This window comes from Humidesulfovibrio idahonensis (genome assembly GCF_054657715.1).
The window spans coordinates 1,534,927-1,558,735 of sequence record NZ_BAAHYE010000003.1; the positions used below are offsets into that span (position 1 = coordinate 1,534,927).

Sequence of the window (23,809 nt, forward strand, 5' to 3'; positions counted from 1 at the left end):
TCCCTTCTTTCCTCTGGTTAGATTGTGAACATGAACGAGGCGCAGACCGCTGGCTGCGACTCCAGGTTCAGGCCAACGGGGTATTTGCCCAGGCTCTGCACCACCTGCACCTTGCCGGAGAAGGTCCCATAGCTCATGTAGTAGCCGACGCCGGCGTCCGACATGCTGCCCTCATGCGGGGACGGGAAAGGGGTCTTCGCGTAATTCCAGCCGCCATTGTCCACAAAGCCGCCGAGCGCATGCTCGTACTTGGCGATGGAAGGGAGCTTGTACTTCAACTCCCCGTTCAGCAGATAGCCGTTGTCACCGCTGATGGTCTCGCGGTAGGCCTTCACTCCCCTGGCGCCGGTGACGATGAACTGTTCGCTGGAGTCCAGGTTCTTGTCGAAGGTTTGCTGGCCGCTGCCTGAAAGGGCGAAGGACCAGTTGTCCGTCAGCGTGAGGCTGGCCATGAATTCCATGGAGGCGTAGGCAAACGAGCCGCCAACGTGCCTGGCGTCGTCCTCGGCTAGGCCGAGGGTGAAGTCGCCGTACGTCACTGTTCCGCCGATGCGCGTGTAGAGAGACTTTCCGAAGATCGATCCCCAGGATTCGTGCACCAGGCCGAGCTTGCCGAGGGTGGTGTAATGGTGCTTGTCCTCATCGAAGGCGCCGTACTTGTCCGACATCTCTTTGTGCGCAATATCCAGATTAAGGTACAGGTTCCGCGAGGCCGAGCGGATGACCGGGTAGCTGAAGGTTCCCTGGTACACGTCCGCCGTGCCGCTGGCGTCGATATCCTTGAAGGCGTCCCCCAACTCGTAGGCCGTGTGCGTATAGCCGAGGTTGAGGCGCAAGCCGCTTGGCGTCAGCGGAAAGCCGTAGTTGAGCGCATAGCTTGTCAGCCCCCCGGTTTCCGTGGTCATGCCGGAGACGGAGAGCTTGTCGGCGATGCCGAAGGGCGAGGCCATCTCGGCCCCGGCGGAGTACCGCAGGCGGCCGGTGTAGCGTGAGCCCGCGTTGTCGGCCAGGAAGTAGCCGCCGTACTCCTTGCCCTTCGGCACTTGGGTGAACACGTCTGTGGTGCCAGGCGTTTGCCCGGGCCCGATGTTCAGCGTGGGCATGCCCGCACCGGGCATGTCGCTGATGAGCAGCACCGCCCGCTCCAGGTCCGCGCTGCGCACGGGCGCGCCTTCCTTCAGGCTGTCCTTGAGGCTTGCGTTGATGAGCGAGTCCCGGACCAGAGATTGGTTTTCCGACGTGGGCGCGGTGTACTTGCCGATGAGCACCCGGATGACCACCACGCCATCGGTGACGGACTGCTTGGGCAGGTAGGCCTTGACCGCCGCATAGCCCTTCCGCTGATACAGCTCGCCCACGGCCTTGGTGGCCTCGTCCAGCTGCTTCATGGTCAGGCTGCGGCCTTTGAACGGCTCCAGGACCTTCTGGATCTCTGCCTCGGGCAGGTATTCAACGTTTTCGAGCTTGAATTCGCGCACGGCAATCGTCGGCCCGCTCTGGTCCCCTTGCGTTTCCAAGTCCTGCTTCTTCACAATGTCCGTGTCCTCCCGCAATGGCGGGGGCGCGGGGCGCGCGGTTTGGGCATCCTGCATGACTGTGCCGATGTTGGGCACCTGCGGGGAGGCCGCATTGGCGGCGGGGAGCGCAGGGAAGCACAGCGCCAGGGCGGCGAGGGCGGCTCCCGCGAAGAAGCGGCGGGGTGTGGAGTGGAACGTGCGTGGGGGGAAGGTAGGCTCCATGGTCTCTCCTGGCGTGACGCGCGGGCATTCCGGCGCGGAAGGGCAGCGCCTTGCGTCGGCGCGGTTGGTTTCTCTGGCGGCGGCTTCAGTCATGACGGACGGCTTACGGGCCTACTGGGCGGGCTGAGCGTTCTGATTCAGGGGCGCGCTGTTGCCGCTGCCCGCGCCAGCCGCGCCGGTCGGGCCGTCCTCCTCCACGGTGTAGGTCACGCCGTCGGCCGAAATGGTCTTCACCCCAGCCCGGAAGGAACCGCCGCCGCCGCTGCCACCCAGGCTCCCGAAGTCGCGGATGGCGTCGGCCAGGGACACCTGCTGCGACGGGGTGGCCACCGCCTGGGCCACGGCGGCCGGGGTCTCCACGGCGCTGGCCTGCTGCCCGCTGGCCGCCTGCGTGGCTTGGGTCATGGTCGACTGTTGCGCGGCCTGGACCCGCTGGTTCACGGCAGAGATGGCCGAAGACGCTGTCGCCGCCGCGCTTGAGGTGGCGCTGGCGGCCGTGGCCGCGGCCTCCTGGCCGGGGTTGGAGCCGGTGATGGCCGAGGTGTTGGGCACAGTGCCGCCAAGGCCCTGCGTGTTGCTCAGGCCCGTCACGCTGCCCGTGCCGCCAAGGGAGGAGTAGGCGGCGTTGCCGAGAGAGTTGGTGCTGGCGCTGCCGGAAACGTCCAAGCTGTAGTAGTTATTCCCGGTCGCCGTGATGTCGGTGCCTGCGCCGATGAAGGCGCCGTTGGCCGTGCCGAGCGCCGTCGCGTCCTTCAATCCTGTCACCGAACCGGTGGAGTACACATTGCTTATGGTTCCTGTGTAAAAGGAGCCGACCAAACCGCCCGCGTTGTTGTAGCCGACGACATCGCCAGCGGCGTAGGAATTGGAGATGTTGGCGGAGCTGAGCCAACCGGCGAGGCCGCCCACGTACCAGCTCTGGGCGGCGGTGACATCGCCCGAGGCGAAGGAGTTGCTGAGGTTCAAGGCGCTATGTGAGGACGAATAGGTTTCCTGGAAGCCGATGAGCCCGCCAACGCCAGTGAAGTAGGAGCTGTGCGTGTCCGTGGAGGCGAGAACGAGCGAGACGTTGCCCTTGGCGAATGCGTTGCTCACGTTGAGGTTTCCGCTCTGCAGGTAAGCGTAGCCGATGAGCCCGCCAATGCCGGCGTCGGTGCCGCTGGCCGTGTATCCCGTCACGTCGCCGGTGGCGTACACGTGGTCCAGGTTGAGGGCATAACCATTGCTGGTCCGCACTGTGCCGATAAGGCCGCCGAGGTTATAGCCGCCGTACACTTTGCCCGTGGCGAAGGAGTACTTGACGCTCCCAGTTTTGGAGTACGTGTCGTACTCGCCGAACAGTCCAGCCCCGCTCGAAGACGTGCTTGGGCTCGTGGCGTCTCCGGTCGCATACACATAGCTGACGCCCGTGTCGGTGACGCTGGAGGCGAACCCGAATGCTCCGCCGCCGGCGGAGGTTACGTCGCCGGTCGCGTCCGAGTTGGAAAGGGTTCCGTACATGAGAGTATTGGCGAACCCGCTCGCGTTGCCATAAGAATGGATGTCCACATTGGCGGCGTCGTGGTCAAATGCCGTGTAGAGGGCAAAGCCGACCAAGCCAGCGTTGCTGATGCCGTATCCCGCGCCTTGTGTCGTCGTCATCTGTCCGTCGGTGTACACGTACTTGATGGTGGGGCTTGCGGTGGCCGTGCCCAGCGCATAGCCCGCAAGCCCGCCGATGTAAGAAATGGTGGGCGTGCGAACCGTGTTCGATGTGTAGTATGACGTGGCATGAATGTTGAGGTTGTCGATGCCGAGGTCGCGCACGACGCTTGTGCCGCCGATGATTCCGATGATGCCGTTGTAAGCCTTGGCGATGGCCACGGGTGAGCTGGCGCTGCCCACGGTGATATTGTTCAGGCTGTGGCCGAGCCCTGCCAGGGTCGCATCCGACAGATAGCCGATGAGCAGGCCCCCGTAAGTGTAGGAGAGTGACGTTCTGCCGCCGAAGTAGCCGGTCTTGCTGAAGCTCGTGAAGTCCGTGCCGGAGAAGTCGATGTCGTTGGCCAGGGCGTAGTGCCCGCCGGAAACCAGGGAGCTCAGATTGTTGAAGTCGGCCAGGCTTCGCAGGAGCGTGTAGCTTTGCCCGTTCATTGTCAGAGCGGAATTTGCGCCGGAAAGCGTGACCGAGCCGTACACCGCGCCAACCGGCGCGATCTGCGCCACGGCAGTGCCGTCGGCGTTCAACACCGGCCCCGCGTAGCTGGCCTTGGTGAGGATATTGTAGTCCGTGCCGTAGTTCATCGCCAGGTGGGCGTTGGTTCCCGTGGCGGTGAGCGGGGCGTTGATGTTGATGGCCTGACCGGCGGTGAGAGTGGCGGTGGTGTCGCCGGTCCAGGTCAGCGCCGCGTTCAGGTTCACGTTGCCAGCGGTGGCGACGGCATTGAGCGTGGTGGCCCCCAGCGAGGTGATGCCGTCGAACAAAATGTCGCCGCCTGTGGAGGTCAGGTTCAGCGTACCGCCGTTGCCGGTGATGGTACCGTAAAGGTTCAGATTGTTCGCGGCGGTTAGGGCCACCGTCTGGCCGCCTGTCCAGCTCAGGGGGGCGGCGAGGTTGATCTTGCCGCCCGCCGTGGCGGTGAGGCTGCTTGCCCCCAGGGCCAGCGCGGAATTGAAGAAGATGTCGTTTCCGGCGATGAGGCTGAGGCCGCCGCTTGCGCCCGAGGGCGAGAGCACGCCGTTGATGTTGATGTTCCGGAAGGCGTTCAGGGTCAGCAGGTAGTCCGCCCAGGTGACGGAGTCGTTGACGTTGATGTCGCCGTTGGTGCCGCTGGCGCCCTGGCTGGACAGGATGGTGACGTTGTTGGTGCGCAGCAGGTTGCCCAGGGCCGCGCCGGTGATATCTCCACCAGAGGCCGCGATGGTGAAGTCCACGGGGTCGAGGAGCCAGGTGCCGGTCTTTCCGTAAGGTGCGTAGGTGGTTATGACCGCGCTGTCGGCGATCTTCACGGTGCTGCCGCTGGTTTCGATGGTGCCGCCATTGCCGCCGTTCGGGGCGGAGGCGTCCAGCGTACCGGAGACGTTCGCCGTGCCGCCGTGGGCATACACCTCGATGCCGCCGGTCAGGTCGGCCAGGGTACGGGCCTGCACGATGCCGCTCACGTTCACCTGCGAGGCCACCAGTTCGTTGGCGGCCTTGGCGGTGAGGATGACCTTGCCGCCATCGGCGATGATGGCGTTTTTGGATTCCACCAGAGCGTTGAGCGAGCCCTCGTCCAAGGTCACGCTGACCAGGGAGTCGCCGTTGAAATTCAGCGTCACCTTTTGCGCGCCATTGAGGGAGACCGTGCCTTTGTCGGCAATGATCACTCCCTCGTTGATGGCCTGGTCGCCCAGCAGCGCCACGTAGCCGCCGGTGCTTCCGCTGCCCGTGGCCTTGATGACGCCCAGGTTGATGACCTGGCCCATCTGGCCGTTGCCCTGGAACACGAAATTCCCGGCGTTGAAATTGGCGTCGGTGATGCCAAGGGTGGAGGCCACGAGCCCGCCTGTGTTCACGCTGGCGCTGGAGTTGAACAGTATGCCGTTGGCGTTGACGATGTAGACCTTGCCGTTGGCGTTCAGTGCGCCGGAGATGATGCTCTTCTCATTGCCGATGACCCGGTTGAGGGTCATTGCCGATGAACTCGGCTGGTAGAAGTTCACCGTCTCGGTGGAGCCGATGGAGAAGCCCAGCCAGTTGATGATGGCGGTGTTGGTGCTCTGGTTGATGTTGGTGGTGGTTCCGCTCTGGCTGATGGTGGCGGAGCCGCTGACCACCTGGCCGCCAGTGGGCGCAGCCACCGCGGACCAAGGGCAGAGAAGAGAAAAGATGAGGAAATAGCTCAGGACAATTTCGACGGTACGAAAAAGCCTGAACGATCCTGTGGGGGGCAGGATATTCATGGCACAACTCCTTGCATGCAGGTGGCGAAATATGAGTTGCCAGAATAGCCATGATTTTGCCACAAATGTCAATATGCTGTATTTTTTACTAATCGTGACAGCCGGAAGGGGGAGGCTGCAAAGATCCGGCCCCAGAGACCTCAAAGGCCAAGTAAGGAGAATGTTGAGTATTATATTGCAGGCTGCTTCTCGCCTTGGCGGGCCATCCTCAAACCCCCAGGGCTGCAAAATTTCAAATGTGCAATTTTGGCAAATGTGCTGTTTTAGCCCTTGCCGGATGCTCGGGTGTTGCGCCAGAACGCACGGCGCCCCCCCCACATGTTTGGCCATGATCCGGCAGAGTGCCCTGCCACTTGAAACCGGACCTTTCACGGTGCGAGCATCCTCGTTTTGGTTCGGCTCACCTCAAGCCAAAGGATCTCCCCTGTTGAGTAAGCGTCATTTGTATATCCCCCGAGCCTGAGCGAAAGTCGGCGCTCCCCCTCGCCGTCGCACATGCTGGCACTACGGCGCGTCAAGACGCGCGGTCATTGGGGGTAAGATATTTCTTTTTCGCTCCCCGCCAGAGGGCATTCGCCCTCTGGACTCCCCATGCGCCGGGCCTCCTGGTCCGCAAAGCCGGACCGGCAGGCCCGGCGGACAGGCATTGCGGGGCGGCGGGCAAGGAGAGGGGGAAATGCAAAAGCGCCAGGGCCGGGTGTGGCTCTGGCGCTTTTGCGCGGAAAGGAAAGAAAGGCTGGCTGGCGGTGCGGTCAAGGCGCAACCGGGAACCGGGTGCGAGAGGGAAGCAGCCGGGGGAACCGAGCGGCGTTCGCCTACTCCGTGGCCTCGGTGTCTTCTTCGCCGCCGTCTGATTCCCTGCCCAGCGGGCCGTCCGTCTCCGGGCCGAGGTCGGGATCGGCTTCGCCCACGGGCGCCTTGGCCGGGCGGGTGAAGGGCTCCGGATTCTCCATGCACCGCGCGAACACCAAAAAACCCGTGTGGGCGACCATGCGGTCTTCGGGGCGCAGGCGGTCGGGCACGGTCTTGTAGCGGCGCACCAGAATCTCGAGGGCTTCGAGCTCGGTGAAGGGGCCTTGCTCCAGGCCGCGCAGCAGGTCGCTCACCTGATTGCAGGTGGGCAGCAGGAAGCCGCACATGGCTCCGGGGCGCACGGCCTTGGGAATGTGGTGCAGGCAGTCCTGGGGCACGCGCACGTCGAGGAAAAGGGCGTCGGCATCGGTCTGCTCAAAGCCGGTTTCTTCGATGTCGGCCAGATGCTGGGTGACGCGGTGCGACAGGCCCACGCGGGCGAGGTTCTTCTGCGCGAGCTTGTAGAATTCCTCGCGGCGCTCGTAGGTGTAGACCATGCCGGTGTCGCCCACATAGGTGGCCAGCGCCAGGGTGAGCCCGGCCGAACCGGTGCCGGTCTCGATGACGCGGCTGCCCGGGGTGACGCCCAGCTTGAGCAGCAGGTAGCCGATCTCCTTGGGGTACATGATCTGGGTCTGGCGCTTGACGCCCTTGATGAGTTCGTACACCGTGGGCTTGAGCACGCGGTACGGGTGGCCCAAATGCGAGCGCGCAATGCCGCCGAAGCCCGCTTCCGAGATGTCGGACATGAGGATGCGGCCGTCATGGGTGTGGATCTCCTTGGCGGGATCCATGGCTTGTATAAAGCGTTTGCCCTTGGGGCTGATGACCAGCACAAGCTGTCCGGCTTCGATCATGATTCCTCCGAGTGGATGCGGGAGCGGAAAGGCCCCGCCGTATGCGTTGACCAGGGCCTACAGGGCGCGCCGCCCGGCGTCAAGCCGCACGCGGACGCGGCAAGGGAGCGGAGATGGAGCGGGAGACGTTTCGCTATGTGTTCGGCCCGGTGCTGTCCGGGCGGTTGGGCCGTTCCCTTGGGCTCGACCTTCTCGGCGTGCGCATTTGCTCCATGAACTGCGTGTACTGCGAGGCCGGGCCGCTGACGCGGCTGACCATGACCCGCGCGCCGTATGTGGCAGCGGAAACGCTGCTTGCGGAGTTGCGCGCCTGGGAGGCCGACCGGGTCCGGCGCGGCGAGCCCCTGCCGGACGTGGTGACCTTGGGCGGCATGGGCGAGCCCACCCTCAACAGCGACATGCCGGCGATCATCGCCGGGGCGCGGGCGATTTTGCCCGGCGTGCCCGTAGCCGTGCTCACCAACGCAAGCCTTATGCCCGACCCGGCCGTGCGCGCCGAGCTGGCCCAGGCCGACATGGTTCTGCCCAGCCTGGACTCGCTGGTGCCGGAGGAATTCGCCCGCGTGAACCGGGGCCACAAGGCGCTGGACCCGCGGGCCATTGCCGAGGGCATCGCGGCCTTCCGCCTGGAGAGCGGGGCCAGGCTTTACCTGGAAGTGCTGCTGGTGGCGGGCGTCAACGACACGGCGCGGAATTTCGAGGCCCTGGCGGAATACTGCGGCAATCTGCGGCCCGACCGCGTGGACGTGGTGACCCTTTCGCGTCCCGGCACCGAGGCCTGGGCCCGGCCTGTAGACACGCAGACGCTGGCGCGTTGGCGCGAACGTCTGGGCGCCATGGCCGGAGAGGCGGCCAGCGGCCGCACCGCACTTGCAGGACGCGCGGAAAAGAGGCAAGAACAGTCGGGGGGCATGGCCCAAGACGAGGTCCGCGCGCGCATAGTGGCATCATTGGCGCGCAGGCCGCAGACAGCAGCGCAGCTCGCGAGCGCGCTTTTTGCATCCACCGGCGAAGTGGAGCGCGCCTTGTCCGAACTCCTGACGCAGGGCCTGGTGGAAGAAGTCCGCCGGGACGGCGCGGACGGCATCGTCTTCTACCAAGCGCGCGGCTAGGCGCCGCGCTGCGGGCCGCTCCCCCGGATGGACCTGCTGCCGCATTGTGCGCGCAGACCAAATTTCTTTAATTTTCTTAGGATCGAGGATCTTTCATGACTGACGCGAACGACGACCGGCCTTCGGGCCAGGCAGATGCCCCGCAGGCCGCTCCGGCCGATTCCCAGAGAGAAGCACAGGCAGGCGCCGAAACAGGCGCGGACGGCAAACCGGCCAAGCGCTCGCGTGGGCGCCGCGGCGGCCGTGGCCGCAGGCGCAAGGACAAGCCCGCGGGCCAGGCTTCCGAGCAGGGTTCCGATCAGCCGTCAGCCCAGACCTCCGTCCAGGCTTCGAGACAGTCCGGAAACCGTCCCGCCGCCCAGGCCGGCGGCGAGGCCCAGGCCGTCGACGCCGCCTACGGCATCGGCCAGGACTCCGGTTTTGACGCCCAGCCCGCGTTTGAACAAGCGCAATCCAGCCAGCCCGAAGCAGCCCAGCCCGAAGCAGACACCCAGGACGCGAAGCCCAAGGGCCGCTCCCGCAGCCGCGGCCGCCGTTCCGGCAAGGCCAAGGCCCAGCCGGACGCCGTCGCCCCTGCCGCCGCCGGGCAGGCCGACGCCCTGGACGCCATGGATGACGACGCCGAGGGGCTCGTTTCCGAATACTGCGAGGACCAGGGCGACGACGCCCCGGCCTCCGGCAAGGACTGCAAGAAGAAGCGCAAGAAGATGTTCATCGGCGTGCTGCCCGGCGAGCTGGTCGAGGTGGTGCTCACCGAGGACGGCGCGGTGCAGGAATATTACGTGGAGATGATGCACCAGGCCAAAACCAAGGGCAACATCTACAAAGGCTACATCCACAACATCGACTCCGCGCTCCAGGCCGCCTTCATCAACTACGGGGCCGAGCGCAACGGATTTTTGCAGATCGACGAAGTGCACCCGGAATACTACCAGGGCTCCTACCCGCTCAAGAAGGGCGCGCGCTTTCCGCTGATGCAGAAGGTGCTGCGGCCCGGCCAGGAGGTCCTTGTCCAGGTGGTGAAGGAGCCCACGGGCAAGAAGGGCGCGTTCGTCACCAGCTATCTGTCCCTGCCGGGACGCTATTTCGTCTACACCCTCGGCCGCGACCAGCAGGGCGTCAGCCGCAAGATCGAGGACGAAAAAGAGCGCGAGCGCCTCAAGGGCGTCATCGACCAGATTTCCCCGCCCGAGGGCGTGGGGCTCATCGTGCGCACGGCGGGCATCGGCCGGGCCAAGACCGAGCTCATGCGCGACTACAAGTACCTGCACCGCCTCTGGGGCGACATCCGCAAAAAGGTGCAGACCGAAAAGGCGCCCTCCCTGGTCTACAAGGAGATGGAGCTTTCCGTGCGCGCCGCGCGCGACTACCTGACCCCGGACGTCTCCGAGGTGTGGGTGGACGACCCCGACACCGCCGAGCAGATTCGCGAGTACGTGTCGCTGGCCTTTCCCAAGAGCCCGAACATGGTCAAGGTCCACGCCGAGCACGAGCGCACCCTGTGGGAGCGCTTCGGCCTCACCAAGCAGGTGGAGCAGATCTACTCCCGCGAGGTCACCCTGCCCTCCGGCGGGCGGCTGGTGTTCGACCACACCGAGGCGCTCACCAGCGTGGACATCAACTCCGGCAAGATCGGCGGCGAGCAGAGTTTCGCCAAAATGGCGCTCAAGACCAACACCGAAGCCGCCCAGGAGATCGCCCGCCAGCTGCGCCTGCGCGACATCGGCGGCCAGATCATCATCGACTACATCGAAATGAAGGACAACAAGCACCTGCGCGAGGTGGAAAAGGTCATGCGCCAGGCGCTCAAAAGCGACCGCGCCCGCACCGACGTGTCCGGCATTTCGCCCTTCGGACTCATGGAGCTGGTGCGCCAGCGCCTGGGCTCCTCGGCCATCAGCGTCTCCACCGAACCCTGCCCCTGCTGCGGCGGCACGGGCATACGCCGCAATCTGGAATGGCAGGCCCTGCAGGCCATGAAGACCATCCACCGCCTGCTGCGCCGCCCCAATTGCCCCAGCCCGTTGCAGGTGCCCGTGGGGCAGGAGCTGGCCATCTACATGCTGAACAACAAGCGCGAGCTGCTCACCGAAATGGGCGCGCGCGTGGATTGCCGCGTGGAGATCGTCGTCGACCCCAAGCTGCCGTAGCGGCTGCGGCACAGGCTGGCGGCAAGGGAAGGAATCGTGGAAGCCCTGGCCACCCTGCTGTTTTTTGTGGCCCTTTGGGGCCTGGCCCGGGTGCTCAAGCTCCTTGCGCCGCGCTCGCCGGACATCCGCAAGCTCTCCGAGGCCCTGTCCTCCGGGGAGCCTGGCCGGGAGCGCCCGCCGGAAGGCATGCCCGGCCCGCCGCCAGCGTCCCCGGAAGCGCAATCCACCATACCGACAAAGCCAACGCCATGAACACCACCCCGTCTGAAAACGCGATTTTGCTGCACGCCTGCTGCGGTCCGTGCAGCATAACGTCCCTCATGCGCCTGCGCGACATGGGCCTTGCGCCCACGCTGTATTTCTACAATCCGAACATCCACCCCCTGTCCGAGTATCTGCGTCGCCGCGAGGGGCTGCTGGCCGTGGCGGAAAAGCTGGGCGCGCCGGTCATTTTGGCGGACCAGGACGATGAGGCCGCCGCTTTTCCCGGTCCCTGGCTGGAGAGGATAGCCGCCCTGGGCGCGGGCATGGCCGACATGGCCCTGCGCTGCCCCCTGTGCTACGACATCCGCCTGGAGCGGGCCGCAAGCCTGGCCCGAAGCCTCGGCTTTGCGCGCTACAGCACCACCCTGCTCTACAGCAAGTACCAGAACCACCAGGCCATCCTCGACGCCGGGGCGCGGCACGCGGGCGCCGGGCTCGCCTTTCTGGGCGAAGACTTCCGGCCCGGCTGGCAGGAGGGCATCCGCCTGTCCAAGGAGTGGGGCGTCTACCGGCAGCAATACTGCGGCTGCGTGCTGAGCGAGCACGACCGCTACCGCAAGCAGATCGCCCTGTAAGCGCCTTTGCCGGGGCGCTTGCCTCGGTTCCCTGCCGCACTTGACCTTTGGGCATATCTGAGGGAAAGTGCCGCGATTTTCCATGCGGCGGAACGTATTTTCGTCCGCCGCCCCTTTTTTGGAGCACCTGTGACAGATCCCCAATTTGCTAAAGATTTGGCGCGTGAAGTCGGCCGTCGCCGCACTTTCGGCATCATCAGCCACCCGGACGCCGGCAAGACCACGCTGACGGAAAAGCTGCTGCTCTTCGGCGGCGCCATCCAAATGGCCGGCACGGTCAAGGCCCGCAAGGCCGCGCGCTATGCCACCAGCGACTGGATGGCCATGGAGCGCGAGCGCGGCATCTCCGTCACCAGCTCGGTGATGCAGTTCGACTACCGCGACTACGCGGTCAACCTGCTGGACACCCCGGGCCACCAGGACTTTTCCGAGGACACCTACCGCGTGCTCACCGCCGTGGACTCCGCGGTCATGGTCATCGACTCGGCCAAGGGCGTGGAGACGCAGACCCGAAAGCTCATGGACGTGTGCCGCCTGCGCGACACGCCCATCATCACCTTCATCAACAAGATGGACCGCGAAGGACGCGAACCGCTCGAGCTGCTCTCCGACATCGAGGAGAGCCTGGGCATAGAGTGCGCGGCCATGACCTGGCCCATCGGCATGGGCAAAAGCTTCAAGGGCACCTGGAACATTCTGAAGAACGAGCTGCACCTGTTCTCCGCCACGCACGGCGGCAAGATTCAGGAAGGCCTCGTCATCAAGGGCCTGAACGACCCGCGGCTCGACGAGCTTTTGGGCGAGCAGGCGGCCGACCTGCGCCGCGACATGGAGCTGGTGGAGGGCGCGGGCTACCCCTTTGACCGCGAACGCTACCTGGCGGGCAAGCAGACCCCGGTGTTCTTCGGCAGCGCCATCAACAACTTCGGCGTGCAGGAACTGCTGAACGCCTTTGTCGAGCTGGCCCCGGCCCCGCGCCCGCGCGTGGCCATAACCACCGCGCCGGAAACGCGCGAGGTTGAACCCACGGAGCCGGACTTCAGCGGCGTGGTGTTCAAGATCCAGGCGAACATGGACCCGGCCCACCGCGACCGCATCGCGTTCCTGCGCATCTGCTCCGGGCGTTTTCAGCGCGGCATGAAGCTGCGCCACCACCGCATCGGCAAAGACGTGACCATCGCCAACGCCACCATCTTCATGGCCCAGGACCGCAGCAACGTGGACGAGGCCTGGCCCGGCGACATCATCGGCCTGCACAACCATGGCACCATCAAGATCGGCGACACCTTCACCGAGAAGGAGCCGCTCAAATTCACGGGCATTCCCAATTTCGCGCCGGAGCACTTCCGCCGCGTCATCCTGAAGAGCCCGCTCAAGGCCAAGCAGCTGCAAAAGGGCCTGGGCCAGCTGGCCGAGGAAGGCGCCGTGCAGGTGTTTCGCCCCTTGCAGGGCAACGACTACATCCTCGGCGCCGTGGGCGTGCTGCAGTTCGACGTCATCATGGCGCGGCTGAAGGACGAATACGGCGTGGAGGCGCTCTACGAGCCCGTGCAGTACACCTGTGCGCGGTTCATCGCCTGTGACGACAAGCGCAAGCTTGCCGACTTCGAACGGGCCATGCACAACTCCCTGGCGAAAGACGCCGAGGACAATCTGGCCTATCTGGCCCCCAGCCAGTGGCGGCTGGAGGACACCCAGGAAAAATGGTCCGACATAAGCTTCAACACCATCCGTGAAAATGAGTAAAACAGACCCCGCTCTCCTGAAGCCCCTGGCCCCGGTGCGCGAGGGCGCGGAAATGCCCGAAGAGCACCGCCGCGCCTTCACCTCCGAAGAAATAGGCCTGCTGCCCCTCACCGCCTTTGTGGGCAAGATCATCCTTGTGGAGTGCGACCGCCAGCTGCACCAGGCCATGAAAGTGCTGCACGAGGAAGAGCTGCTGGGCTTTGACACCGAGACCCGGCCCATCTTCAAGAAGGGCCAGATTCCTCCCCCGGCGCTGCTCCAGCTGGCCGGGCACAAGGACGTGTACATCTTCCAGCTGGCCAAGTTGGCGGACAAGGCCGTGCTGGCCGAGCTGCTCGCCTCTCGGCACAGCATAAAAAGCGGCGTGTCCGTGCGCGACGACCTGAAGGGGCTGAAGCAGCACTTCGAGTTCACCGAGCGCCAGTTCGTCGACCTGGGCGAGGTGGCGAAGAAACTCGGCATGATGACCCACGGCTTGCGCAACCTCTCCGCCAACCTCATGGGCGTGCGCATCAGCAAGGGCGCGCAGTGCTCCAACTGGGCGCGCGAGGCCCTTTCCACCAAGCAGATCGTCTACGCCGCCACCGACGCCTGGATCAGCCGCGAGCTGTACCTGCGCTTTGTGGAGCTGGGCGCGCTGTAAGCGGAAAACATCCTCGGGGCGCCACTTGGCCCCGCAAGCGGAAGGGCTTGGGATGCTGCGGCGTCCCAGGCCCTTCCGCTTTGTTCCGGGTTGCGGCGGGTGAGCATTGCGTTGGTTTGCCGCGCCTGCGCGTCTAAATCGTTCGCATAGCCAAGAGCTGTAGGTCTATCATTCTGAGTTATATGGATAAGGCGAGGAATTATTAATTGTGCGAAGCTTGGGCTAATCCACGCTGCCCGGAACGCCGATAAGATGCCAGCAACGGCACCGACCGACCGGTTCCGCTGCCGGCAGCCCAGGATCAGGGCGGCCGTGAAGATGGGCGAAAGGGACTTCGCCGCTATCGGGCAGGGGCGCAAGCCCACCCACCGCGGCCTTCCGCCCCTGCCTGTTTCGTCTGCGCGCACAAGCTCGACCGACCAACGCCGCGCGCAGTGCAGAGAGCCAAGAAGGGAGGAGACACAATGACCGAGCAGACAGCTGGCGCGGCCAAGCCCCGCACAAGGCTGCAAATGGCGGAGGCCGCCTGCGCACAGCCCGACGAACTGGAGCGTGTGGAGTATCTCGACAAGTTGAAGAACCAGATACGCAGCGGCGTGTACCGTCCCGATGTCCGAGACCTGGCGCGCTCTCTGGCGAACATGATCGTCCGCAATCTCTAGATTGGCGAACTTCTGCCGCCAGAGCGCATTTTTCGCTTGCCAAGAGGCGCGCACTTCGGGTAGTTGAGCTTTCTCACGTTTGCCGAGGTAGCTCAGTTGGTAGAGCAGGGGACTGAAAATCCCCGTGTGGGGAGTTCAATTCTCTCCCTCGGCACCAGAAAGATCAGCCCCTTACGACGAAAGTTGTAAGGGGCTTTTCGTTGGTGCGGTGGTTTTGTGCAATCCTGGGCAACCTTTGCCCGAAGCGGATTTGGAGATTGAAAGTTGACCTTGCCGCTTCGTCTCTCTGCCTCCACCTCTTGACAGCGCCACACCTGGAATCCGGCTATTGCGCCATGGCAGGAACTTGGCCTATCACTATGCGTAGTATATATGGCGCAGCTCTCCCCCAGCGCCGTCTCGCCGCAACGAACAGGATGGAGGATGCAATGCGCATTTCCTGGCTGTCGAATTTCACCACACGCACAAAACTCCTCCTGGCCCTGGCTCCGTTGGGGATCATGGTCATGTCCGCCCTGTGGTTCTTCTCGCAGGAGATGGAGCGCATCGACACACGCTACAATGAGCTGCTTGCGGGCAAGGCCAAGGCCGCCGTGGCCCTGGCGCGTTCCAACCAGCGTCTCATCTTCATCCAGCAACAGCTGTATGAGCTCATCGTTGAGCAGGATCCAGAGGAGCTGGCCAAGACCGGCACCGAGTTGGAGGGGTCTGTCAGGGGATATTACGGACGGTTGGAGGAGGCCAAGCAGCATAGCCCGCAGGACAAAACCCGCATTGACGGCCTGTCGGAGCGGTTCAACCAGTACATGGAGGAGGTGAACCAAGTCCGGGCCGTTGCCCTGCGCAACGAAGACGCCAAGGCTGTCCAGGCCGTGCACGCCAAAGTTGCGCCACGATTCAAGCTCATCCAGGATTCCACAAAGGCGCTGACCGATCAGCTCTTTGCGGAAATCGACAAGGAGTCTGACAAAATTTCGGAACAGACGCGCCACGCCGTCTCCGTCACCTGGACCGTGGCGCTTATCGGCTTGGCCATGTCCCTCGGTCTGGCGTTCTTCGTCGCCCATTTTGAGGTGGTAAAGGTCATCCTGACGCTACGGGACTGCATCAAGGGCATTGCCGAGGGCAGCCTCATCAGGCTGGTGCCCTTCCAGGAGCGGACCAACGAGGTGGGCGAGATCAGCCGCGCCCTGCACGCACTGCAGCAGGTGGCTCGCGAGCGGGAGGTCCAGTCCTGGGTCAAGGAGGAGACAGCGGGAGTTGCGGAGTCCCTGCAGGAGGTCGAAGACCATGCCGCTTTCGCCTCGCGGCTGTTCTCGAAGCTGTCCGAATCAGTGGGCATGCTGCGCGGTGCGCTCTACCTGCGCGAGCACGATTCCTCACGGCTGGTGCAGGTCGGCGGGTTCGCCCTGGAAGGCGCCGGCGCCGCGCGGTCCTATGCCCTGGGCGAGGGGCTCGTGGGGCAGTGCGCCCTGGACTCGCACCCTTGCGAAGTCGAGTTGGAGCCGGAGGAGCTCACCGTCTCTTCGGCGGTGGGCCGCATCGTGCCCAAACGTTCCTCGATTTTCCCGGTTTTGAGCCAAGGCCGCGTGGTCGCGGTCATCGACCTGGCGACCATGGCGCCCCTGAGCGAGGGCCAGCGCGCCCTGCTCGACGCGCTCCTGCCGCTGGTCGGCGTCCGGCTGGAGATTCTGCACAAGAACATGGAAACGCGGCGGCTCCTTGAGGAGACCCAGGCCCAGGCGGAGCAGCTGGCGGTCTCGGAAATGCAGATCAGGGTGCGCAAGGAGGAGTTGGAAGCGGCCGAAGAGCGCAGCCGCATGCTGCTCGAATCCGTCACCGAGGGCATCTACGGCATCGACGCGGACGGGCGCATCACCTTCGTCAATCCGGCCGCCGTGCGCCTGCTGGGCTACAACAGCCCGGACGAGCTTTTGGGTCAGCACAACCACGAGCTCATGCATCACACCCACCCCGACGGCACGCCCTACCCGGTGGCAAAATGCACCTTGCGGCGCGCCCTGGAACACCATGAAGCCATCACCTGCGCAACGGAAGTGTTCTGGCGCAAGGACGGCAGCAGCTTTGACGTGTCTTACTCCGGCGCGCCCATGTTGCGCGGCGACAAGCTCGTGGGCGCGGTCATCACCTTCTCGGACATCACGGAGCAGAAATTGGCCGAGCAGGCCATCCTCCAGGCGAAAGAAGCCGCCGAGGAAGCCACCCGCGCCAAGAGCGACTTCTTGGCCAACATGAGCCACGAGATCCGCACGCCCATGAACGCGGTCATTGGCATGGCCCACTTGGCCCTGCAGACCGACCTGACCCCCAAGCAGCGCGACTACCTGAAGAAAATCGATGGCTCGGCCAAGGCGCTCTTGCGCATCCTGAACGACATCCTCGACTTCTCCAAGATTGAGGCCGGGCGCATGGACATGGAGGAGGTGGAGTTCCACCTGGAGGACGTGCTCGAGAACCTGTCCAACCTCATCAGCGTCAAGGCCGAGGAAAAGGGCCTGGAGGTGCTGCTGCGCACCGAGCCCGACGTGCCGCAGTCCCTGGTGGGCGACCCGCTGCGCCTTGGCCAGATCCTTATCAACCTGGCCGGCAATTCCATCAAATTCACGGAGTCCGGCGAGATCGTGGCGCGGGTTGAGCTCGTGGAACTGCAGGAGGACAAGGCCACCCTGCGCTTCAGCGTGCGCGACACCGGCATCGGCATGACCCGGGAACAGGCCGCCAAGCTGTTTCAGGCCTTCACCCAGGCCGACAGCTCGACCACACGCAGGTTCGGCGGCACGGGCCTCGGGCTGTCCATCAGCAAGCGCCTGGTGGAGATGATGGGCGGCAAGATCTGGGTGGAGAGCGAGCCGGGGGTGGGCAGCACCTTCATCTTCACCGCCACCTTCGGCCTGCAGAAGGAGGCGCGGGAACGCCGCGCCAAGAGCGTGGGCGACATGCGCGGCCTGCGCGTGCTCGTGGTGGACGACTCCGCCACCAGCCGCGAAATCCTCACCGAGGCGCTGACGGCCATGACCTTCCGGCCAGGCGAGGCGGAATCCGGCCAGGCGGCCATTGTGGAGCTCGAACTCGCGGCGGAGCGGGGCGAGGCCTACGACCTCGTGCTCATGGACTGGAAGATGCCCGGCATGGACGGCATCGAGGCCTCCACGCGCATCAAGCACGACGCCAAGCTCTCCAAGATTCCCACGGTGATCATGGTCACGGCCTACGGCCGCGAGGAGATCATGCAGCAGGCGAGCGAGGCCGGGCTGGAAGGCTTCCTCATCAAGCCGGTGAACCAGTCCGTGCTTCTGAACACCATCATGGACGTCTTCGGCCGCACTGTGGACAAGGAGGTCCGGCCGCTCAAGCCCAGGCAGGAGCAGACCGAGGCCCTGGCCGGCATCCGGGGCGCGCGCGTGCTCCTGGCCGAGGACAACGAGATCAACCAGCAAGTGGCCTGCGAGTTGCTGGAATCCGTCGGACTTATTGTCGACATCGCGAACAATGGCAAGGAGGCCGTGGAGATGGCCCAGGCGGGCAGTTACGACGCCATCCTCATGGACATCCAGATGCCCAGGATGGACGGCTTCCAGGCCACGGCGATTCTGCGCGCCGACCCGAAGCATGCGGACCTGCCGATCATCGCCATGACCGCCCACGCCATGGCCGGGGACCGAGACAAGAGTCTGGCCGGGGGCATGGTCGATCACGTCACCAAGCCCATCGATCCGGACGCGCTCTTCACCACGCTGGCGAAGTGGATCAAGCCTCGCGTCAATGACCATACTCTCCTGCCCGCTGACGCCCCACAGGAGGCTCCCGCTGTTGTCCCCGGCGACTTGCCAGGCATCGACGCTGCCCTTGGGCTCAAACGCGTGGCGGGAAACGCCAAGCTGTATCGCAAGCTCCTGTTGGACTTCCAGCGTGACTACACGAGCGCTATGACCGGCATCACCACCGCCGTGAACGAAAACCGACTGGATGACGCCAAGCGCCTGGCCCACACCTTGAAGGGCGTGGCGGGCAACATCGGGGCCATGCCCCTGCATCTGGCGGCAACGGACCTCGACGCCGCCCTGAAAGCAGAGGACATGGCGAAGATAAGCACCTTGTCCGCTCCCGTGGCCGAGCGCCTGGCCGAGGTCATCGCAGGCTTGAGGCCTATGGCGGAAGAGGCCGCCGCCGAGGCCCTGCAGGCAGCCAAGGCCAGCGCCGGGCGGGAGATGGACCGCCCCGCGGCGGAGGCAAGCGCCCGCGAGCTGTCCGAAATGCTGAAGAAGAACAATCCCGACGCCGAGGCGACCCTGGAAAGGCTCAAGGCCGCCTTGGGCGGCTCCGGTGGGTCGGAGGCCGCGCAGATCGCCGAGGCCCTGGACATGTTCGACTTCAAGGGAGCCCTGGCCGCACTGGACGCCCTGGCCCGAGCCCTGGACATCGCCCTTGGCTAGCCGGCCCGGGCATGGCTGAACCGACACGAGAGCAACGGAGCTTATGAGCAATCCTAGAATCCTCATTGTGGACGACACCCCGGCCAACATCAAGGTGCTCTCTGACCTCTTGCGAGAGGACTACGACCTCAGCGTGGCCACCAGCGGCCAGGCGGCTTTGGAGCTGGCTTTCGCCGCAGACTCCCGGCCCGACCTTGTGCTGTTGGACGTGATGATGCCGGAGATGGACGGCTACGAGGTCTGCCGCCGCCTCAAGGCCGACGAGCGGACCCGCGACATCCCGGTCATCTTCGTCACGGCCATGCACGAGGTGGACGACGAGGCCAAGGGCTTCGAGTTCGGCGCCGTGGACTATGTCACCAAGCCCGTGAGCCCTCCCATAGTCAAAAGCCGCGTGCGCTCCGCCGTGGGCCTGCGGATGAAGTCGCAGGAGCTGCAAGCCCTCTCGGGCAAGCTGTCCAAGTATCTCTCCCCCCAGGTCTATCAGGCGATCTTCGAGGGCCGCACCCAGGCCACGGTGGAGTCCCGGCGCAAGAAGCTGACCATCTTCTTCTCGGACATCGTGGGCTTCACCGCCACCACGGAGCGCATGGAGGCCGAGGAGATATCCTCGCTCTTGAACAGCTATCTGGAGGCCATGTCCAAGATCTGCATCAAGTACGGCGGCACCATCGACAAGTTCATCGGCGACGCCATCCTCATCTTCTTCGGCGACCCCACGAGCAGGGGCGAGAAAGAGGACGCCGTGGCCTGCGTCTCCATGGCCATGGAAATGCGCGAGGCCCTCATCGAACTGCGCAAGCAGTGGTACGCGCGCGGCATCGAGACGCCCTTTCAGGTGCGCATCGGCATCAACAGCGGCTACTGCACCGTGGGCAACTTCGGCAGCGCGGAGCGCATCGACTACACCATCATCGGCAGCCAGGTGAACATCGCCGCACGGCTGGAGACCGCAGCCGCGCCCGGCCAGATTCTCCTCTCCCATGAAACCTACGGACTGGTGAAGGACAAGATCCACTGCGTGCGCAAGACCCCGCTGCAGCTCAAAGGCATTCCCTACCCGCTGATGACCTACGAGGCAGTGGACTTCGCCGCCAACGCCGCCACCGAGGACGCCCCTGAATCCGTGGGGCGCCTGCTGGAGGCCTCGGAGCCCGTAAGTCCGGACACCCTGCTGTGCGATCTGGCCGGCCGCTTCGGAAACGATCCTTTTGCCGTGGCTGTGGTGCTGGAGGACGAGGTGCCCGTGGGCCTGGTCAAAAACGCCGCACTCATGGCCCTGCGCGGTACCAGCGCCACCGAATCCTCCTGGCGGGATCGTCATGTGCGTGAAATCATGCAGTCCCAGTTGCTTGTGGTGGAGGCCACGGCCCAGTCCCTCCTGGCCGCGCGCAAGGCCGCGGGCCGCGCCACCGGGCAGGAGCTCGACCCTGTGGTGGTGACCCGGCAGGACGTGTACGCGGGCATTGTGCCGGTGCGCGCGCTCTTGGCTCAACTGACAGCCCAGGCTGGAGCGAACGGATGACGATGCGCAGGAAGGCAAAAATCCTGGCCGTGGACGATGCCCCGGCCAACCTGAAGCTCTTGGCCAACGCGCTCAGGGCCGACTACGAACTTGCCCTGGCCACCAGCGGGGCGCAGGCCCTTTCCATCGCCCTGGCCGAGCCCGTGCCGGACCTGATCCTGCTTGATGTGATGATGCCGGAGATGGACGGCTACGAGGTCTGCCGCAGGCTCAAGGCTGACGAGCGCACCGAGGAAATTCCGGTGATCTTCGTCACCTCGCTGGCAGACGCGGAGGACGAGGCGAGGGGACTGGACCTCGGGGCCATCGACTACATCACCAAGCCCTTCAACCCCGCCATCGCCCTGGCGCGCATCAAGAACCACCTGGCCCTGCGCGAGGCCATCCGCATGAAGCAGGACGTGGAGCGCATCATGATCCATGACCTCAAGAGCCCGCTGACCACCATCATCAGCCTGCCGCAGCTCTTGCTCATGGATGCGAACCTTGAGGAGCCGCAGCGCGACATGCTCCGGCGCATCGAGGACTCCGGCTACACGCTCTTGTCCATGATCAACCTGACCACGGCGCTATACCGAATGGAATGCGGCGAATACCAGCTGCACCAGGAAGAATTCGACCTGCTGGCTGTGGTGCGCAAGATATTAGGTGGATTGGAGGACGCCATCGCCACCCGCAGGCTGGCGGTTGCATTGCTGGTTGGGGGCAGGCCCGCAAGCCAGGAGGAGGAATTTTCCGCACAGGGCGAGGAGTTGCTCTGCCACTCCATGCTGGGCAACCTCATCACCAACGCGGTGGAGGCCTCGCCGGAGGGAGGCGCGCTTCAGATGGAGCTTTTGCGCGGGGGGAGCGGCGTCAGCATCGAGGTGCGCAACCACGGGGCCGTGCCCCTGGACATGCGCGAGCGCTTTTTCGAAAAGTATGCCACCAGCGGCAAGACACGCGGCACGGGCCTTGGCACCTACTCGGCTCGGCTCATCGCCTTGGCCCACGGCGGCGACATAGCCATGCGCACCGACGAGGCGGCGGGTACCGCCGTGACGGTTACGCTGCCGGCGGCTTGAAGGGCACGGGCTCAGCCGTCTCCGCCAGTTTATCCAGCACCTGCTTGAGCTTCTTGTCCAGCGTTTGCGGGGTGAATGGCTTGACGATGTAGTTCGTCACGCCGGAGTCGATGGCCTCCAGCACGTTGTCGCGTGCGGCCACGGCGGTGACCATGATCACCGGCAGATTCTTCCACAACGTGCTGGCGCGCATCTGCCGCAGCACTTCAATGCCGGTCATCACCGGCATGTCCCAGTCCAGGATCACGAGGCCGATCTGCGTTTCGTCCAGCCGCCGCAAGGCCTGCTTGCCGTCCTCGGCGTAGAACAGGTTGCGGAATCCCAGGTGGCGCAGGATGTCCGCTATGGTGCGGCGCATGGACTGATAGTCGTCCACGATGAGAATGTTGATGCTGGTGTCGATGGCCATAATGCTCCACTCAAAAGGGTTTTGCGCACAAGAGGCTGGGGTCGCCCGGCGTCCTCGGCAAGCGCGCCAAGAGTCCCGTTGAGCCGTCGCCGGATTGTTCGTGCCCCGGGGCCTCTCTTGTTCCCGGCGGTCCTGACAAGGCTCATTTTGATGTCATGGCTGCTTTGTATGCAATCCGGCAGGCAAATGAAAGCGCCGGCAGCGATCACAAGGGGTGAAGGCAGTTTTTGGGGGCTCTTGGCTGACCTGCTTCAAAAAAATGAAACCATGCAGAATGAGGAAAATTTCGATTCGGTTTCGCTCACCCCGAATCGCCCCAAGAGGTTGGAAGAGACATCGCCCGCGCACTGCGGATCACTGCCACCAGGATGGTTCGTCTTTGCCATGCACGCAAGCATGCCCGCTTGTCTGCCTGGAAGGCATCATCCGGCTACTCCCGGTTCAACGCCTCAACCGCCACCACCTTGGCCGCGGCGAAGTGCTGGAAAAGCAGCTCCAGCCCTCCCAGGGCCATGGCGATAACTCCGCCAAGATAGGCAGACTCCGACAGCGGCCGCAGGGCCATGCCGAAAGTCCCCAACGCGCAGAAGCCCAACCCCAGCGCCTCCAGGCGGCCTTGCCGGAGCCTCAGGCAGGGCGTGCAGCCCTCGGCCTCGGGCGGCGGGAAATCGAACCACAGGCGGTTCCAGGCCAGTAGCCCCAGCGAGGCCACCATGCCGCCCCAGGCCATGTGCAGGGGCAGGAGCAGCGGTGCGACCGGCAAGGGCAGGAGCACCGGTATCGCCGCAGTGGCGGCGGCGGGCGGGTGATCGGCATCGAAAAGCTGCATGAGCACGGTGGCCAGCCCTACCGCCAGGCCGAGCTTGAGTGGCAGGGCCAGGGCCTGCTGGGGCTCGAAGAAGGCATTGCCCAGGGCGATGGCCGCGAGCCCTGCCGCGCTTGAGACAAGGTGCCCCACCACGACCTGCCGTGGGCGGGCCACGCGCAGGTGCGGACAGGAGGCCCCGATGAAGCACGTGGCGGCCAACGGCGGATACAAAACGCCCACCCCGCTGGCGGTGGATACGAGGCAGAGGACCGCCAGGGAAAGCCCGCCGCCCAGCGAGCCCCACAGGATGCGCGTGAGGGAGATCACCCCCGGGCGGTACACGTCCGGCTGGAATTCGCGGCTGCACGGAGCGATGAGCCGTATGTGGATCATGGCGCCCTCCGGGGGGCCGGGCCGTGGTGAGGCCGGGCAGCCCCCAGAGGGGCCGCCCGGCCCGATGTCAGGCTCAGCTCTTCACGTAGAGGATGGACTGGGTGCTCTTCTTTCTGACCACCTTCTTGCCCTTGGCCTCCGCCTGCATGAGCAGGATCTCCTTCTCGCCGAAGGAAAGGGCGTCGGCCAGGCAAATCTCCACGCAGACCGGCTCCATGCCGTGAATGACCCGGTCGTGGCAGAGGTCGCACTTGTGCGCGAACTTGCCCGCCGCGTCGAACTGGATGACGCCGTATGGACACTTCTCGATGCACTTTCTGGCCCCGGTGCACTTGTCCTTGTCGATCATGACGATGCCGGTCTGCACATCCTTGGCGATGGCCCCGGCATCGCAGGCCTTGATGCAGGGCGGCTTCTTGCAGTGCTGGCACATGACCACCCAGTAGTCCTCCTTGAGGTCCGGGTAGGTGCCGGTCAGCTCGCTTTCCACGCGCAGGTAGTGGGCCATGGTGCCGGGCATGGACTTCTCGTGGTCCACCAGGCCATGGTGGTTGCGGCAGGCCACAATGCAGGTCTTGCAGCCTATGCAGCGGTCCAGGTCCACCATTATGCTCAGTTGTTTCATGTCCGCC

Annotated in this window: 16 protein-coding genes and 1 tRNA gene; 11 read left to right on the top strand and 6 right to left on the bottom strand. The window is 64.7% G+C overall.

The genetic code is table 11. The features are described 5' to 3' along the window. Positions 1-17 precede the first annotated feature (17 nt). The 3 genes from ACYQ4W_RS13245 to ACYQ4W_RS13255 form a co-directional block, all read right to left on the bottom strand. Positions 18-1,739, bottom strand: a complete 1,722-nt coding sequence (locus ACYQ4W_RS13245; protein WP_459857475.1) for a ShlB/FhaC/HecB family hemolysin secretion/activation protein — start codon at positions 1,737-1,739, stop codon at positions 18-20. A gap of 111 nt (positions 1,740-1,850) precedes the next feature. Continuing rightward, positions 1,851-5,663, bottom strand: a complete 3,813-nt coding sequence (locus ACYQ4W_RS13250; protein ID WP_459857477.1) for a beta strand repeat-containing protein — start codon at positions 5,661-5,663, stop codon at positions 1,851-1,853. A gap of 815 nt (positions 5,664-6,478) precedes the next feature. Continuing rightward, positions 6,479-7,372: a tRNA (adenine-N1)-methyltransferase gene (locus tag ACYQ4W_RS13255; RefSeq protein WP_459857479.1), complete on the bottom strand. Its 894-nt coding sequence runs from the start codon at positions 7,370-7,372 to the stop codon at positions 6,479-6,481. A 113-nt stretch (positions 7,373-7,485) separates the two neighbouring features. On the opposite strand from ACYQ4W_RS13255, the gene ACYQ4W_RS13260 reads away from it, so the two are divergent. The 11 genes from ACYQ4W_RS13260 to ACYQ4W_RS13310 all read left to right on the top strand — a co-directional run bounded on the left by ACYQ4W_RS13260 (position 7,486) and on the right by ACYQ4W_RS13310 (position 21,567). After that, the gene (locus ACYQ4W_RS13260; RefSeq protein WP_459857481.1) at positions 7,486-8,484 is read left to right on the top strand and encodes a radical SAM protein; all 999 of its coding nucleotides are present in this window, start codon (positions 7,486-7,488) and stop codon (positions 8,482-8,484) included. A 707-nt stretch (positions 8,485-9,191) separates the two neighbouring features. Continuing rightward, positions 9,192-10,634: an Rne/Rng family ribonuclease gene (locus tag ACYQ4W_RS13265; RefSeq protein ID WP_459858554.1), complete on the top strand. Its 1,443-nt coding sequence runs from the start codon at positions 9,192-9,194 to the stop codon at positions 10,632-10,634. 36 nt (positions 10,635-10,670) lie between these two features. Then, positions 10,671-10,886 (top strand): hypothetical protein, encoded by a 216-nt coding sequence (locus tag ACYQ4W_RS13270; protein ID WP_459857483.1) that lies wholly within the window; start codon positions 10,671-10,673, stop codon positions 10,884-10,886. After that, positions 10,883-11,473 (top strand): epoxyqueuosine reductase QueH, encoded by a 591-nt coding sequence (locus ACYQ4W_RS13275; RefSeq protein WP_459857486.1) that lies wholly within the window; start codon positions 10,883-10,885, stop codon positions 11,471-11,473. Before ACYQ4W_RS13270 ends, ACYQ4W_RS13275 begins: the two co-directional genes overlap by 4 nt. Before the next feature lie 129 nt (positions 11,474-11,602). Continuing rightward, positions 11,603-13,219, top strand: a complete 1,617-nt coding sequence (locus tag ACYQ4W_RS13280) for a peptide chain release factor 3 (RefSeq protein WP_459857488.1) — start codon at positions 11,603-11,605, stop codon at positions 13,217-13,219. Further along, a complete protein-coding gene (locus tag ACYQ4W_RS13285) occupies positions 13,212-13,862 on the top strand; it encodes a 3'-5' exonuclease (protein WP_459857490.1) in 651 nt (216 codons plus the stop codon). The genes ACYQ4W_RS13280 and ACYQ4W_RS13285 overlap by 8 nt, the downstream gene beginning before the upstream one ends. Positions 13,863-14,326: 464 nt before the next feature. Then, positions 14,327-14,524 carry a flagellar biosynthesis anti-sigma factor FlgM gene (locus ACYQ4W_RS13290; protein ID WP_459857493.1) on the top strand — a complete coding sequence of 66 codons (198 nt, stop codon included), beginning with the start codon at positions 14,327-14,329 and terminating at the stop codon, positions 14,522-14,524. Positions 14,525-14,605: 81 nt separating this feature from the next. Continuing rightward, positions 14,606-14,681: transfer RNA gene (locus ACYQ4W_RS13295), tRNA-Phe, on the top strand. Positions 14,682-14,952: 271 nt separating this feature from the next. Further along, positions 14,953-18,978 (top strand): response regulator, encoded by a 4,026-nt coding sequence (locus ACYQ4W_RS13300; RefSeq protein ID WP_459857496.1) that lies wholly within the window; start codon positions 14,953-14,955, stop codon positions 18,976-18,978. Positions 18,979-19,021: 43 nt separating this feature from the next. Then, positions 19,022-20,503, top strand: a complete 1,482-nt coding sequence (locus tag ACYQ4W_RS13305) for an adenylate/guanylate cyclase domain-containing protein (protein ID WP_459857499.1) — start codon at positions 19,022-19,024, stop codon at positions 20,501-20,503. Then, positions 20,500-21,567, top strand: a complete 1,068-nt coding sequence (locus ACYQ4W_RS13310; protein ID WP_459857501.1) for a hybrid sensor histidine kinase/response regulator — start codon at positions 20,500-20,502, stop codon at positions 21,565-21,567. The genes ACYQ4W_RS13305 and ACYQ4W_RS13310 overlap by 4 nt, the downstream gene beginning before the upstream one ends. Here ACYQ4W_RS13310 and ACYQ4W_RS13315 read toward each other — a convergent pair. From ACYQ4W_RS13315 to ACYQ4W_RS13325, 3 genes are all read right to left on the bottom strand, one after another. Next, on the bottom strand, positions 21,548-21,976 hold the full coding sequence (locus ACYQ4W_RS13315) for a response regulator (protein ID WP_459857503.1): 429 nt from the start codon (positions 21,974-21,976) through the stop codon (positions 21,548-21,550). The genes ACYQ4W_RS13310 and ACYQ4W_RS13315 overlap by 20 nt on opposite strands. 430 nt (positions 21,977-22,406) lie before the next feature. Further along, entirely contained in the window at positions 22,407-23,177 is a 771-nt protein-coding gene (locus ACYQ4W_RS13320) for an HPP family protein (RefSeq protein ID WP_459857505.1), read from the bottom strand. 73 nt (positions 23,178-23,250) lie between these two features. Beyond that, positions 23,251-23,802 carry a 4Fe-4S dicluster domain-containing protein gene (locus ACYQ4W_RS13325; RefSeq protein WP_459857508.1) on the bottom strand — a complete coding sequence of 184 codons (552 nt, stop codon included), beginning with the start codon at positions 23,800-23,802 and terminating at the stop codon, positions 23,251-23,253. Positions 23,803-23,809 lie beyond the last annotated feature (7 nt).